The organism is Paraburkholderia sp. EG304 (assembly GCF_046543485.1).
GTDB lineage: Bacteria > Pseudomonadota > Gammaproteobacteria > Burkholderiales > Burkholderiaceae > Paraburkholderia > Paraburkholderia youngii.
The window spans coordinates 60,388-73,689 of record NZ_JBKGUA010000036.1 but is presented as its reverse complement, the minus strand read 5'-3'; the positions used below and the strand labels follow the sequence as shown (position 1 = coordinate 73,689).

General features: G+C 62.1%; 13 protein-coding genes. 8 read left to right on the top strand and 5 right to left on the bottom strand.

Going from position 1 to position 13,302, the window contains the following annotated elements; translation table 11 throughout:
- Positions 1-223 precede the first annotated feature (223 nt).
- Complete coding sequence (locus ACLFKU_RS31170) at positions 224-1,147, bottom strand: dTDP-4-dehydrorhamnose reductase family protein (protein WP_410851667.1); 924 nt, start codon at positions 1,145-1,147, stop codon at positions 224-226.
- 11 nt (positions 1,148-1,158) lie between these two features.
- Complete coding sequence (locus tag ACLFKU_RS31165) at positions 1,159-1,362, bottom strand: heavy-metal-associated domain-containing protein (RefSeq protein ID WP_368586685.1); 204 nt, start codon at positions 1,360-1,362, stop codon at positions 1,159-1,161.
- A gap of 131 nt (positions 1,363-1,493) precedes the next feature.
- On the opposite strand from ACLFKU_RS31165, the gene cueR reads away from it, so the two are divergent.
- The 4 genes from cueR to ACLFKU_RS31145 all read left to right on the top strand — a co-directional run bounded on the left by cueR (position 1,494) and on the right by ACLFKU_RS31145 (position 4,220).
- The gene (gene cueR / locus ACLFKU_RS31160) at positions 1,494-1,916 is read left to right on the top strand and encodes a Cu(I)-responsive transcriptional regulator (RefSeq protein ID WP_368586686.1); all 423 of its coding nucleotides are present in this window, start codon (positions 1,494-1,496) and stop codon (positions 1,914-1,916) included.
- A gap of 300 nt (positions 1,917-2,216) precedes the next feature.
- Entirely contained in the window at positions 2,217-2,363 is a 147-nt protein-coding gene (locus ACLFKU_RS31155; RefSeq protein WP_013088978.1) for a DUF3563 family protein, read from the top strand.
- A gap of 245 nt (positions 2,364-2,608) precedes the next feature.
- A complete protein-coding gene (locus ACLFKU_RS31150) occupies positions 2,609-2,959 on the top strand; it encodes a hypothetical protein (protein WP_410851666.1) in 351 nt (116 codons plus the stop codon).
- Positions 2,960-3,179: 220 nt separating this feature from the next.
- Positions 3,180-4,220: an ABC transporter substrate-binding protein gene (locus ACLFKU_RS31145; RefSeq protein ID WP_410851665.1), complete on the top strand. Its 1,041-nt coding sequence runs from the start codon at positions 3,180-3,182 to the stop codon at positions 4,218-4,220.
- Between the two features lie 78 nt (positions 4,221-4,298).
- Here the strand turns inward: ACLFKU_RS31145 and ACLFKU_RS31140 are convergent, their stop codons facing one another.
- Entirely contained in the window at positions 4,299-5,144 is an 846-nt protein-coding gene (locus tag ACLFKU_RS31140) for a 23S rRNA (adenine(2030)-N(6))-methyltransferase RlmJ (RefSeq protein WP_410851664.1), read from the bottom strand.
- A gap of 119 nt (positions 5,145-5,263) precedes the next feature.
- A complete protein-coding gene (locus ACLFKU_RS31135; RefSeq protein WP_368586690.1) occupies positions 5,264-6,235 on the bottom strand; it encodes a potassium channel beta subunit family protein in 972 nt (323 codons plus the stop codon).
- 235 nt (positions 6,236-6,470) lie between these two features.
- On the opposite strand from ACLFKU_RS31135, the gene ACLFKU_RS31130 reads away from it, so the two are divergent.
- Both ACLFKU_RS31130 and ACLFKU_RS31125 read left to right on the top strand, forming a co-directional pair.
- A complete protein-coding gene (locus tag ACLFKU_RS31130) occupies positions 6,471-7,268 on the top strand; it encodes a 3-hydroxybutyrate dehydrogenase (RefSeq protein WP_410851663.1) in 798 nt (265 codons plus the stop codon).
- Positions 7,269-7,278: 10 nt separating this feature from the next.
- Complete coding sequence (locus tag ACLFKU_RS31125; RefSeq protein WP_410851662.1) at positions 7,279-8,511, top strand: DUF3734 domain-containing protein; 1,233 nt, start codon at positions 7,279-7,281, stop codon at positions 8,509-8,511.
- A gap of 162 nt (positions 8,512-8,673) precedes the next feature.
- Here ACLFKU_RS31125 and ACLFKU_RS31120 read toward each other — a convergent pair whose 3' ends face one another.
- The gene (locus ACLFKU_RS31120; RefSeq protein WP_410851661.1) at positions 8,674-9,873 is read right to left on the bottom strand and encodes an amino acid aminotransferase; all 1,200 of its coding nucleotides are present in this window, start codon (positions 9,871-9,873) and stop codon (positions 8,674-8,676) included.
- A 445-nt stretch (positions 9,874-10,318) separates the two neighbouring features.
- On the opposite strand from ACLFKU_RS31120, the gene uvrB reads away from it, so the two are divergent.
- Both uvrB and ACLFKU_RS31110 read left to right on the top strand, forming a co-directional pair.
- A complete protein-coding gene (gene uvrB, locus ACLFKU_RS31115) occupies positions 10,319-12,412 on the top strand; it encodes an excinuclease ABC subunit UvrB (protein WP_368586693.1) in 2,094 nt (697 codons plus the stop codon).
- Between the two features lie 341 nt (positions 12,413-12,753).
- Positions 12,754-13,302, top strand: coding sequence for an iron transporter (locus ACLFKU_RS31110; protein WP_410851660.1), 549 nt, complete (start codon positions 12,754-12,756; stop codon positions 13,300-13,302).

The window sequence follows — 13,302 nt, the reverse complement described above, 5'->3', positions numbered from 1 at the left end:
CTTCCCATCCCGAACAGGACCGTGAAACGACTCCACGCCGATGATAGTGCGGATTGCCCGTGTGAAAGTAGGTAATCGTCAGGCTCCCCCACAAGCCAGAAACCCCACCCCCAGCGGTGGGGTTTTTGCGTTTACGCGGCCGAAATCGGCAGAGATGAGGTCTCCGTGAAATTCGACCTGCTATTGGGCTCCTGCTTCGCTGTCCGTGCGCAAGCACGCGAGCTCAAACGGGAGTCGCCGTTCCCCGCCGTGGAAACGCGGCTAGCACCTGCCGGATCGCGGTATCGAAAGGTGTGCGTTGGCCGACTCCAAGTGCCTCCAGGCGGCTCGATGCCAAATGGCAGTTGTGAGGGCGCGGCGTCGCATCGGTGGGCGTGTGCTGCGGCGTCAATTGCGCGCGGAGTTGCAATGCTTCTGCCAGGCGCATGGCGATCTCATATTTGTTCATGGGCTCGTCGCCCGACCATTGCACGATGCCGGAAATCGTTTCGCCGCGCGCGTGTCGCTCGAGCATCTGTCGGATCACGACCGCGACATCAGGCGTGAACGTAGGATAGCGGATCGCCCAAGCGTCCATCTTTGCAGCTTGGCTGTCCGGCGCTGCCGACGCCACGATCGCCGGCACAAGGCTGGTCACGGCCGACTCCGACCACTTCACAATCGGCCCATACAGAAGCGGCAGACGCAGCACGCATCCGTGCTCGGCCGTTTCGATTAGCGCTCGTTCACCTTCGAGCTTGCTATGTCCATACGCGTTCAGTGGCGCAGGTGTGCTGTCGTGACAATAGGGTGGTTGCTTGCCGTCGAAGACGTAGTCGGTTGAGATCGACAGCGTCCACGCGCCGCGTCGATTCGCCGCTCGGGCGATCGTGCGCACGGCATCAACGTTCAACGCATGAGCATGTACCGGATCGCGCTCGCATACGTCCGGTCGGCGCTCCGCAGCTGCGATCACGACGGCATCCGGCGCCACGTGGTCGATGAAACGCCCGACCGCAAGGCTATCGCGAACGTCCAACTCGACCATTTGCGGAGACGGCCGGCTAAATGCAGTGGAGACGATGTGCCAATCAGCCTGGCCCGCGAGTTCGTCGTTGAGCGCGCGCCCGAGCAGCCCGGACCCACCGATTACGGCAACCTTGAACATGCCCGGCACCCTCAGCGCGGAGACGTGACCGTGTATCCGGCTTCGTCAATCGCGGCCTTCAGCTCCTCGATCGGTTGTGCCGACTCCACGACCACGCGGCCGCTTGCGAGATCCACCTGAACCTGCGCAGCGGCGTCGTGCTCGCGAATCGCGGTCGTGACGGCGGCGACACAGTGCTGGCAGCTCATGCCTTCTACATGGAGTTCGATTGTCATTGCAAAGACCTCGGCGGAATCGGATCGCGAATAGCAGGATTATGCCTGCCGTTTCGTGTTTGGCTAGCCGACCTTCCCACGACGGGAAGGTGTAGGATCGATTCGAGTTCAGTCGCAACTTGGGAACAGTCATGAACATCGGCGAAGCGGCCCGCGCCTCGGGCGTTACGGCAAAGATGATCCGCTACTACGAAAGCGTCGGCCTATTGACCGCGAAGGCGCGCACCAGCGCCGGCTATCGCGTCTATGGCCCGCAGGAAGTACATTCTCTCCGTTTTATCCGCCAGGCGCGCCGGCTCGGATTTCTGGTCGAAGATATCCGGCGACTGCTTGCTCTATGGCACGACCGCTCGCGTGCAAGCGCCGAAGTAAAACGGATCGCGCTCGAACATGTCGCAGAACTCGATCGCCGAATCGCCGAGCTGACGGACATGCGCGACACCCTCGCGCATCTGGCCGATCATTGCAACGGCGATGAGCGGCCAGATTGTCCGATTATTGAGCGACTAGCGGACACCGACCTTGTTTCGGGACAAGGTTGCCACCCGCTTTAGCCGGTGGATCGAGGAGAGAGTTGCAACCCAGTCTGCGGATTTGACTTCGCCGCGAGTTGCGCACCGAAAGTGTGCGGTGTAAATCGGGGCAATGATGTTCGCGCCGAGCGTACCGATCAATCTCAATAAAATCAGCGCTCTCAGAGCACTGAGCGGTGCGTCATTCCAAATCGGAATGCACGTCATGCGAGCATTTCACTGGTCAGGTTGCACCTTAGGACTATAATGCGGGTTAACCCTTTTAAGGGGAATCCCTGATGTCAAATCACCGGGGATTCGATCTGATCCTTGGAGAACGTCATGTTTGCATTCATTCTTGAGAAGCTGAGCACCTGGTTCGAAACCGCGGAACGTAGCCGTCGCGAGGCATATCTCGCATCGTCGTCGGATATCGTCCAGCTCGAACAGCGCATCCGTTCGCTCGAAACCAACGGCTATTCGCGCTGAGTTTCCGCTTCGAGTTTGACCCGGCGGCGCCTGCTTTTGCGCAGCCATTGCTGTACCAATGTCGAGCCCCGTCGAAGCGGGGCTTTGTCGCATCTGGACATCGAAAACGCGTGCCTTCGGCGTTTTTCGAGCGATCGTCGCGAGAAGGCTGCTCATGGCGAATATCGACTAGCTTCGTATCGCGGGCCGCGGTAATGTAGGACGTTTTTCGCGCAAGACGGTATTCATAACCAATCGGGCCGCCCATGTCCTCCGTCCGTTCGCTGCAAACTTTCCGATCCGTGATGGCCGCGGCCGCCACGGCGACGCTCGCCACCCTCTGCGCCGCGTCGGACGCATATGCGGTGTCCGATTACGAGCGTCCTCCCGTGATTCTCGATACGCTTGGCGGCATCAATAATGGCCAGAGCGGTACCGTACTGTTGAGCTCCCCGCCTGCGCCCGAGCCGATCGTCTCCGCACCGCCGATCGCGGCACCGGTCGAGCTACCCACAGAATCGCCGCCGCCGTTCGTCGTCGCGCCGTATATCCAGTTGCCGGCGGGTGGTGGCGTGCCGCCGCGGCCGATGCCTCGACCGGTGCCGTTTCCGCAATAGGCAGCGAGGGGGCGACAGATCGTCGGCGACGCTACTAACGCGTCTCGCTTCTCCCCAATACGCCAGCTTCCTTCGCCCCCGAAAATCCCATTCGGGTTTGGGCGCATGGCGTCCATGAAACCGTCCGACGACAATCGTTGCGCGCCTCGTCGCCGAGAGCTTGGATCCCGGCTGCGCCCCGCGTCACCGCTTCGAACGGAAAACTCAAGGAGACGTCACCATGCCTAATCACTGGATGCAGCGTGCGACGCGCGCCTGCCTGATGCTGCTCGCGCTGGCTACGCTGCCGGGTGCCGGATTCGCGAAGGACGCGCCGGAAATGCCGGCACTGACGATGGCCGTCGGCGGCTTACCCGGCCTCTACTATCTACCGGTCCTCGCCGCGCAGCAGCTCGGCTACTTCAAGGACGAAGGCCTGAACGTCACGCTCGAAGATTTCGCGGGCGGCTCCAAGGCGCTCGAAGCGGTGGTGGGCGGCAGCGCCGAAGTCGGCGCGGGCGCGTTCGAGCACACGCTGTTCATGCAGGCGAAGGGGCAGCACTATCGCGCGTTCGTGTTGATGGGTCGAGCCCCGCAGATCGTGATCGGCGTGGTGAAGTCGAAGGCCGATCAGATCAAGTCGCTCGCGGACTTCAAAGGCGCGAAGGTCGGCGTGAGCGCACCGGGTTCGTCGACGGATCTCGTGCTCACCGTTGCGTTGCGCAAGGCCGGCGTGCAGCGCAGCGACATTTCGGCGATCGGCGTCGGCAGCGGCGCGACGGTGCTGGCCGCGGTGGGCAGTGGGCAGATCGACGCACTATCCAATGTCGATCCAATGATGACCAAGCTCACGCGTAGCGGCGCAATTAAGGTGCTGGTGGATACGCGTACGGTCAAAGGCACGCGGGAGGTATTCGGCGGTACGATGCCTGCGGCAACGCTTTACGCGCCCGAAAGCTTCATCCAGAAAAATCCGAAGACGACGCAGGCGCTGACCAATGCGATCGTGCGCGCCAATCATTGGCTGCAGATCGCGAGCGATGCCGATCTGTTGAAGATGGTGCCGCAAGCCTATCTGTTGGGCGACCCGACGCTTTATCTCGACGCCTTTCACAATGTGCGCGATGCGTATTCGCCGGACGGACTGATGCCCGCGGATGGGCCGGCGACGGCGCTGCGCGCGTTGTCGTCGTTCGACACCCGGCTCGATCCGAAGAAGATCGAACTGAGTGCGACCTATACGAACCAGTTCGCGAGCAAGGCAGCCGCGCAGTTGAAGTGAACCTGAGCGCAGATCGGGTTGCGCGGGCAGGCAACTGCAGACCGCACGCGCAATCCGCTCAAGCGCCGCTCGTCGCGTTCAATTGCCGCGATATTCGATCTTGAACGTCGCAGCCTTGTCCTCGCCGAGCGTCTTGACGAGCCATGGCATCTGATCCTTCAGCATCTTCGCAAGCGTATACGGCGGGTTCAGGATGAACATGCCGCTACCGAACAGCCCATAGCCGTCTTCCGGCGGATTGCTGACGGTCAGGCTGACGTGCAGCCAGTTGTCCTTCTGCAACTGCTTGAGCTGATCGGGGAAGCGCTGCGACTCGGGGCGCTTGACCTGTGGATACCAGACCGCATACGTGCCGGTCGGAAACCGCTTCAGACTTTCCTCGACGCAGCGCAGCGTGCGTCCATAATCGCGCTTGTCTTCATACGACGGGTCGAGCAGGATCAGCGCGCGACGCGGCGCCGGCGGCAACAGCGCGAGAATGCCGTCGAAGCCGTCGCCCGCGTACAGCATCGCGCGGCGACCCGCGTCGCGAAAGTTGTGGCGCAGCACATCGATTTCGGTGCTGTGCAATTCGAATAGCCGCACACGATCCTGCGCGCGCAACTGTCGCCACGCCAGATACGGCGAGCCCGGATAGAAATGCAACTGGCCATCCGCATTGAGCGCGCTGACTTCGTCGACATAGTCGGCGAACAGCGGCGGCAGATCGTTGCGGCCCCACAGTTTTGCGATACCCGTCTCGAACTCGCCGGTTTTCGTCGCGTAGCCTTCCTTCAGCGAGTAGACGCCGGCGCCCGCGTGCGTGTCGATATACCAGTAGGCCTGGTCCTTCTGGCCAAGGTAGCGCAGGAGCTGCAACACGACGGCGTGTTTCAGAACGTCGGCGTGATTGCCGGCATGAAAGGCGTGGCGGTAGCTGAGCATGATGAGAGGACGCTAAGAGAGCGCAGGCTGGCCCGAAGGAGCCGGCGACGCGCGGTCGCGTATTGTACGCGACCGCGCGTGCCCGGTTGGCCACTCAGTGCGTGGCGCTGCGCGCGCGATTACTCGTGCGCCTCGCCGATGATCTCCTCGATCCGCTGTTTGATCTCAGGCGTAATACGCTCGGCCACCTCGGCGGACTGCATGTTTTCGCCGATCTGTTCGACCCGCGAGGCGCCCGTGATCACCGTGCTGACATTCGGATTCTTCAGAATCCACGCGATCGCGAGCTGACCGACCGTGCAGCCGAGCTCGTCGGCGACCGCGCCGAGCTGGCCGACCACGTTGTTGTGCGTCGGGTCGGTGAGCTGCTGACGCAGCCAGTCATAGCCCTGCAACTGCGCGCGACTGTCGGCAGGTACGCCGTCACGGTATTTGCCGGTGAGCAGGCCCGATGCCAGGGGACTCCACGTGGTCAGGCCGAGGCCGATGTCCTCGTAAAGCCGCTTGTATTCGTGCTCGACACGTTTGCGGTGGAACAGGTTGTATTGCGGCTGCTCCATGACAGGCTTGTGCAGATGGTGCCGCTCGGCGATTTCATATGCGGCGCGAATCTCGTCGGCGCTCCATTCCGAGGTGCCCCAGTACAGCGCCTTGCCGCGCGCGATCATGTCGCTCATTGCCCAGACCGTTTCCTCGACCGGCGTGTTCGGGTCGGGACGATGACAGAACACGAGATCGACGTAATCGAGTTGCAGGCGCTTCAACGACCCGTCGATCGCGTTCATCAGGTACTTGCGGTTCAGCGTGTGGTACTGATTAGGCGCTTCGTTGAGTCCCCAGAAAAATTTCGTCGACACCACGTAGCTCACGCGCGGCCACGCGAGCTCTTTCAACGCATGGCCCATGATTTCCTCGGATTTGCCGCCCGCATAGACTTCGGCGTTGTCGAAGAAATTGACGCCCGCGTCGCGCGCCGCGGCAAGCGATTCGCGCGCGGCGCGGTGATCCACCTGGTTGCCGTACGTGACCCATGAGCCGATCGACAACTCGCTCACTTTCAGGCCAGAGCGGCCCAGACGTCGATAATTCATGCATGTCTCCTGGTTGGTGATGCCACGGGAATGGAGCCCGGATTCAGCCGGAAAGCGTTCAGTTTAAATAGATCCGGTTCGGCGTGCGTTTTACCTATGTCGTTCACAGGGTTCATGCACAATAGCAAAGTCGGCCGCCGCGCTGCATCCGCCGAACGGTCTATACCGTTTGGCCGACTTCTCGCCGCGCGCGGCTTCGTGGTCTCATTGCTCAACAACTGCATGGAGGTTCTGGATGTCGTCTCTGAACTCGAATCTGAACGGCAAGGTCGCCGTCGTCACTGGCGCCGCGAGTGGTATCGGCAAGCAGATCGCGTTGACTCTGTCGGCCGCGGGTGCGGCGGTCGCGATCGCCGACCTCAACCAGGACGGCGCGAACGCCGTGGCTGAAGAAATCAGAAAGGGCGGCGGTAAGGCAATCGGCGTGGCAATGGACGTGACGAGCGAAGACGCCGTCAACCAGGGTATCGACAAGGTCGCCGAGGAATTCGGCTCGATCGACATTCTCGTTTCCAACGCCGGCATCCAGATCGTCAATCCGATCGAAAACTATTCGTTCTCGGACTGGAAGAAGATGCAGGCCATTCACGTGGACGGCGCGTTCCTGACCACCAAGGCCGCGCTCAAGCATATGTACAAGGACAGTCGCGGCGGCGTCGTGATCTACATGGGTTCGGTCCACTCGCATCTCGCCTCGCCGCTGAAGTCGGCGTACGTGACCGCGAAGCACGCTCTGCTGGGTCTGTCGCGCGTGCTCGCCAAGGAAGGCGCTGCGCATAACGTGCGTTCGCACGTCGTGTGTCCGGGCTTCGTGCGCACGCCGCTGGTGGACAAGCAGATTCCCGAGCAGGCGAAGGAATTCGGCATCAGCGAAGAAGAAGTGATCAAGCGCGTGATGCTGGGCGGTACCGTCGACGGTATCTTCACGACGGTCGAAGACGTCGCGCAGACCGTGCTGTTCCTGTCGACCTTCCCGAGCGCAGCGCTGACGGGCCAGTCGTTCGTCGTGAGCCACGGCTGGTATATGCACTAAGGGGCGGCCTGTGGCGCAACGCAATCTGAAGCGGGCGCGCGTGGGCGTGTCCGGCGACGGGGAGGGTGCGGGTCCGACGATTGCCGCCCGCTCGCGCCGGCACTCCCGATTGCCCAACTACGAAACCGTCGCGCTGATGCTGCAAGGCGGTGGCGCGCTCGGCGCCTACCAGGCAGGCGTCTTTCAGGGACTTTACGAAGCCGGCGTCGAACCGAACTGGATCGCGGGGATTTCGATCGGCGCGTTGAATACGGCGATCATTGCAGGTAATCCGCCGGAACGACGCGTCGAGCGTCTGCTGCAATTCTGGGAGACGATCTGCCAGCCGGCGTTCGGGCCGCCGTTGCCGGCTCCGGTCGAACACGTGCTGTTCAATTCGAGCGAAGCGGTGAGCAAGGCATTTACTGCAGCGCAGGCAATGAGCGCGATCGTCGAAGGTCAAAAGGGCTTTTTCGTGCCGCGTTTCCCGCCGCCGTTGCCCACGGTGTCCGGTCCGCCGCAATTGGCGAGCTACTACGACACCACGCCGCTGAAGGCCACGCTCGAGTCACTGTGCGATTTCGACCGGATCAATTCCGGGGAAATACGCGTGTCGGTGGGCGCGGTGAATTGCGGCACGGGCAACTTCGCGTACTTCGACAATACGCACACCACGCTCAGGCCCGAGCATTTCATAGCGTCGGGCGCGTTGCCGCCGGGCTTCGCGGCCGTCGAGATAGACGGTCAGTTCTACTGGGACGGCGGCCTGATGTCGAATACGCCGCTCTACGAGGTGCTCCAGACCACGCCGCGTCGCGATACGCTCGCGTTTCAGGTCGATCTATGGAGCGCGATCGGGCCGGTGCCGGACAACATCACCGACGTGCAGGGGCGCATGAAAGACATCCAGTATTCGAGCCGTACGCGTCTCGTGACCGACATGCTGCAGCGTTCGCAGCGTTTCCGTCACGTACTGCGCGAGGTGCTGGACCGTGTGCCTGAAGAGCAACGCGACGATCCGTGGTGCAAGCTGGCCGAAGATCTGTCGTGCTCGAAGCGCTACAACGTGATTCACCTGATCTACCGGCACAAGGAATACGAAGGACACTACAAGGACTTTCAATTCGGTCTGTCGACGATGCGCGAGCATTGGCGAAGCGGTCTCGAAGACATTGTCCGTTCGCTCGAACAGCCCAACTGGCTCGAGATGCCGGAGAACGATGCCGGTTTCGTCACGCACGACATTCATCGGGACTCGCGCTGATTCCTCGCAAAGCAACCCGACGCTGCGCCGGCAAGGCCGAACGAACAGTCAGGCAGGCATAAAAAACGGCGCCCTTTTCTGAAAAAGGGCGCCGTTTCTACAGACAGTTGCAGCGGCAAACCTGCTGCAATAGCGCGGCAAAACTCCGCGCCATGAATTGCCCTACTTCAGCACGTGAGCAATCGCGTTGGCGACGACGTCGAGGTTGCGCGTATTGAGCGCAGCCACGCAGATACGGCCGGTGCTGACCGCATAGAGGCCGAACTCTTCGCGCAGACGATCCACTTGCGGAGTCGTCAGACCCGAGTACGAGAACATTCCGCGCTGTGCGTTCACGAAGCTGAAGTCGCGATCGACGCCGCTTGCCTTCAGGCGCTCGACGAGACCATTACGCATTGCGCGGATACGGTCGCGCATTTCGCCCAGTTCGCTTTCCCACGTCGCGCGCAGTTCCGGCGACGCGAGCACGGCTGCGACCACAGAGCCGCCGTGCGTCGGCGGGTTCGAGTAGTTGGTGCGGATCACGCGCTTCAGTTGCGACAGCACGCGCGCCGCTTCTTCCTTGCTCGAGGTGATGATCGACAGTGCGCCGACACGCTCGCCGTACAGCGAGAACGACTTCGAGAACGACGACGACACGAACACGTTCAGTTCCTGCGCCGCGAACAGACGCACGGCTGCCGCGTCCGCTTCGATGTTGTCACCGAAGCCCTGGTAGGCGATATCGAGGAACGGCACCAGATTGCGCGCCTTCACGACCTCGACGACCTGCTTCCACTGTTCGACGCTCAGGTCGACGCCGGTCGGGTTGTGGCAGCACGCGTGCAGCACGACGATCGTGCCCGCTGCATAGCTGTTCAGCGCGCTCAGCATGCCGTCGAAGTTCACGCCATGCGTCTGCGCGTCATAGTACGGATACGATTCGACGACGAAACCGGCGCCTTCGAACAGCGCGCGATGGTTTTCCCAGCTCGGGTCGCTGATCGCGACCTTGCTGTTGGGGTTCACGCGCTTCAAGAAGTCTGCGCCGATCTTCAGCGCGCCCGTGCCGCCCAGCGCCTGCGCCGTGACGACGCGGCCGGCCGCGATCAGCGGCGAGTCGTTGCCGAGCAGCAGCTTTTGCACGGCGGCATCGTAAGCGGCGATACCTTCGATCGGCAGATAGCCGCGCGGCAGCGCGGCATCGACGCGGGCCTTTTCCGCCTCGCGCACGGCGCGCAGCAGCGGAATCTTGCCTTCTTCATTGAAGTACACACCAACGCCGAGGTTGACCTTGGTGGCGCGCGTGTCGGCGTTGAAAGCTTCGTTCAGGCCCAGAATCGGGTCGCGGGGAGCTAGTTCGACGGCGGAGAACAGAGACATGATGGGTGGGCAGCAGTAGTGAAAAGAGGGCGGCTTCGCGCGCGGGCGGCCTCGTCTGGCGCGTCGGCGGCGTTTCGGGTGTGCGGCGTGAGATCGACGAAACGCGGAAATCGGGGACGGCCTATGGACAGCGGCGAGCGAGCGCAACTTCGCATTGTAACGAATCCGGGCGCTTTTTTCGGACGACCGGATGGCCAAACGTCAATTATTTGCTTGAAAAACAGGCATTGGGGGCCATGTGGCAATAAGCAGTTCGAGCGAACGGGGCGATTCCGACCGCGCGACCCGGCCAAGGTGCGCTGTCCTTCGCCGCGCAGAAGTCCGCAAAGGGCCATAACACGCCGCCGCCCGCACGCCCACCGCCTCCCCTACGTAACCCCGCTCGATCTTCGCTTTCCGCAACCCGTTAGAATGATTCTTTGCCCAAGGCCCGGTGCCGCCCCTCATGTCCGAACACCATCTGACTGAAGCCGACGATACGCTCGACGAATCCAAATTCATCACGTTCGACGGTTCGCCGTTCAAGCTCTACCAGCCGTATCCGCCCGCCGGCGACCAGCCCACGGCCATCGAGACGCTCGTCGAAGGCGTCGGCGATGGTCTCGCGTTCCAGACGCTGCTCGGCGTGACCGGCTCCGGCAAGACCTTCACGATGGCCAACACGATCGCGCGGCTCGGCCGGCCGGCAATCGTGTTCGCGCCGAACAAGACGCTCGCCGCGCAGCTGTACTCGGAATTCCGCGAGTTCTTTCCGCGCAACGCGGTCGAGTACTTCGTCTCGTACTACGACTACTACCAGCCGGAAGCGTATGTGCCGCAGCGCGATCTGTTCATCGAGAAAGACTCGTCGATCAACGAGCATATCGAGCAGATGCGTCTGTCGGCGACCAAGAGCCTGATGGAGCGGCGCGACGTGGTGATCGTCGCGACGGTGTCGGCGATTTACGGTATCGGCAATCCGTCCGAATACCACCAGATGATCCTCACGCTGCGCACCGGCGACCGGCTCGGCCAGCGCGATGTGATCGCGCGGCTGATCGCGATGCAGTACAGCCGCAACGAAGCCGACTTCCAGCGCGGCTCGTTCCGCGTGCGCGGCGACACGATCGATATCTTCCCGGCCGAGCACGCCGAGATGGCGGTGCGCGTCGAGCTGTTCGACGACGAAGTTGAAACGCTGCAGCTGTTCGATCCGCTCACCGGTCGCGTGCGGCAGAAGATTCCGCGCTTTACCGTGTATCCGTCGTCGCACTACGTGACACCGCGCGACACCGTGCTGCGCGCGGTCGAAACGATCAAGGCCGAACTGCGTGAGCGGCTCGAGTTCTTCTATAGCGAAGGCAAGCTCGTCGAGGCGCAGCGGCTCGAGCAGCGCACCCGCTTCGACCTCGAAATGCTGCAGGAGCTCGGATTCTGCAAGGGCATCGAGAACTATTCGCGGCACTTCTCGGGTGCGGCGCCGGGCGAGCCGCCGCCGACGCTCGTCGATTACCTGCCGCCCGACGCGATCATGATGCTCGACGAATCGCACGTGCTGATCGGCCAGCTGAACGGCATGTACAACGGCGACCGCGCGCGCAAGGAAAACCTCGTCGACTACGGCTTCCGGCTGCCGTCGGCGCTCGACAACCGGCCGCTGAAGTTCAACGAGTTCGAGCGCAAGATGCGCCAGGTCGTGTTCGTGTCGGCGACGCCCGCCGATTACGAGAAGAAGACGTCGGGGCAGGTCGCCGAACAGCTGGTGCGCCCGACCGGCCTCGTCGACCCCGAAATCGAGGTGCGGCCGGCACGCAGTCAGGTCGACGATGTGCTCGGCGAGATCAACGAGCGCATCAAGGCCGGCGACCGCGTGCTGGTCACGACGCTGACCAAGCGGATGGCCGAGCAACTCACCGAGTTTCTGGCCGACCATGGCATCAAGGTGCGCTACCTGCACAGCGACATCGACACGGTCGAGCGCGTCGAGATCATCCGCGATCTGCGTCTCGGCGCGTTCGACGTGCTGGTCGGCATCAACCTGCTGCGCGAGGGGCTCGATATTCCCGAGGTGTCGCTGGTCGCGATTCTCGACGCGGACAAGGAAGGCTTCCTGCGCGCGGAGCGTTCGCTGATCCAGACCATCGGCCGGGCGGCGCGTAACGTGAACGGCAAGGCGATCCTGTACGCGGACAACATTACCGACTCGATGCGCCGCGCGATCGATGAAACCGAGCGGCGGCGGGCCAAGCAGATCGCGTTCAATGCCGCGCACGGCATTACGCCGCGTGGGGTCGTGAAACGGATTCGCGACATCATCGACGGCGTGTACAACGTCGACGAAGCACGCGCCGAGTTGAAGGAGCAGCAGACCCGCGCGAAGTTCGAGGATATGTCCGAGAAGCAACTCGCGAAGGAAATCAAGCGCCTCGAAAAGCAGATGATGGAGCACGCGAAGAATCTCGAATTCGAGAAAGCTGCCCAGACCCGCGACCAATTGGCGCTGCTGCGTCAGCGCGTGTTCGGCGCGAACGTCGGCGATCACGTGTCCGGCGTCGACTAATTCACGTTTGCCTCCGCCGCTTTTGTCCACCGTGAAAGGGCGCGGCCGCTCGCCACGCCCTTTCTCATTGGCCAGTACTTAAGCTCCCGCTGGAGCCGTCCCAAGCGGTCACTTTGGCCGTGCCGAATTCTGTCCCGCCATCATTGACACACGAAGATTTCCTTAAGCGAACCTTAAAACCATGCTGGCATGAGGCCGAGCGCACTAAGAGGTTTGTTCTCGTCAGCGATCGATGATAAACTCGACCAATATTGAGAATGGTTCGCATTTAAATTTACATCTGACTTGCGGCCGCCGTGTTTCAACGAAATCGATTCCAGTCTGATAAAAACGGAGCATCAATGCGGATTTCTTCCTTTGTGCGGGGTGGCGCGGCAGCGGTAGCCGCAGTCGCGGCGCTGTCGGCCTCGGCCGCCGAATATCCGATCGGCAAGCAGCAGATTCAGGGTGGCATGGAAATCGGCGTGGTCTATCTGCAGCCGATCACGATGGAGCCCGAAGGCATGATGCGCAAAGCGTCGGATTCGGACATCCATCTCGAGTCCGACATCCACGCGGTCAAAAACAATCCGACCGGATTCGCCGAAGGCGACTGGATGCCTTATCTGCAGGTGCGCTACGAACTGACGAAGGCCGGCTCGAACCAGCCGTTGAAGGGCGACTTGATGGCGATGGTCGCGAACGACGGTCCGCACTACGGCGACAACGTCAAGCTGCAAGGCCCGGGCAAGTATCACCTGAAGCTGATCGTCGAAGCGCCGATGCAGACGGGCCACATGGCGTTCGGCCGCCACGTCGACAAGGAAACCGGCGTGGGTCCGTGGTTCAAGCCCATCACGCTCGAATACGACTTCACGTTCGCTGGCATCGGCAAGAAGGGCGGTTATTGA

Bases quoted from the DNA above. Each gene is read 5' to 3' on its own strand.
- ACLFKU_RS31170 (WP_410851667.1), bottom strand. From the start codon at position 1,147: ATGTTCAAGGTTGCCGTAATCGGTGGGTCCGGGCTGCTCGGGCGCGCG.
- ACLFKU_RS31165 (WP_368586685.1), bottom strand. From the start codon at position 1,362: ATGACAATCGAACTCCATGTAGAAGGCATGAGCTGCCAGCACTGTGTC.
- cueR (WP_368586686.1), top strand. From the start codon at position 1,494: ATGAACATCGGCGAAGCGGCCCGCGCCTCGGGCGTTACGGCAAAGATG.
- ACLFKU_RS31155 (WP_013088978.1), top strand. From the start codon at position 2,217: ATGTTTGCATTCATTCTTGAGAAGCTGAGCACCTGGTTCGAAACCGCG.
- ACLFKU_RS31150 (WP_410851666.1), top strand. From the start codon at position 2,609: ATGTCCTCCGTCCGTTCGCTGCAAACTTTCCGATCCGTGATGGCCGCG.
- ACLFKU_RS31145 (WP_410851665.1), top strand. From the start codon at position 3,180: ATGCCTAATCACTGGATGCAGCGTGCGACGCGCGCCTGCCTGATGCTG.
- ACLFKU_RS31140 (WP_410851664.1), bottom strand. From the start codon at position 5,144: ATGCTCAGCTACCGCCACGCCTTTCATGCCGGCAATCACGCCGACGTT.
- ACLFKU_RS31135 (WP_368586690.1), bottom strand. From the start codon at position 6,235: ATGAATTATCGACGTCTGGGCCGCTCTGGCCTGAAAGTGAGCGAGTTG.
- ACLFKU_RS31130 (WP_410851663.1), top strand. From the start codon at position 6,471: ATGTCGTCTCTGAACTCGAATCTGAACGGCAAGGTCGCCGTCGTCACT.
- ACLFKU_RS31120 (WP_410851661.1), bottom strand. From the start codon at position 9,873: ATGTCTCTGTTCTCCGCCGTCGAACTAGCTCCCCGCGACCCGATTCTG.
- uvrB (WP_368586693.1), top strand. From the start codon at position 10,319: ATGTCCGAACACCATCTGACTGAAGCCGACGATACGCTCGACGAATCC.
- ACLFKU_RS31110 (WP_410851660.1), top strand. From the start codon at position 12,754: ATGCGGATTTCTTCCTTTGTGCGGGGTGGCGCGGCAGCGGTAGCCGCA.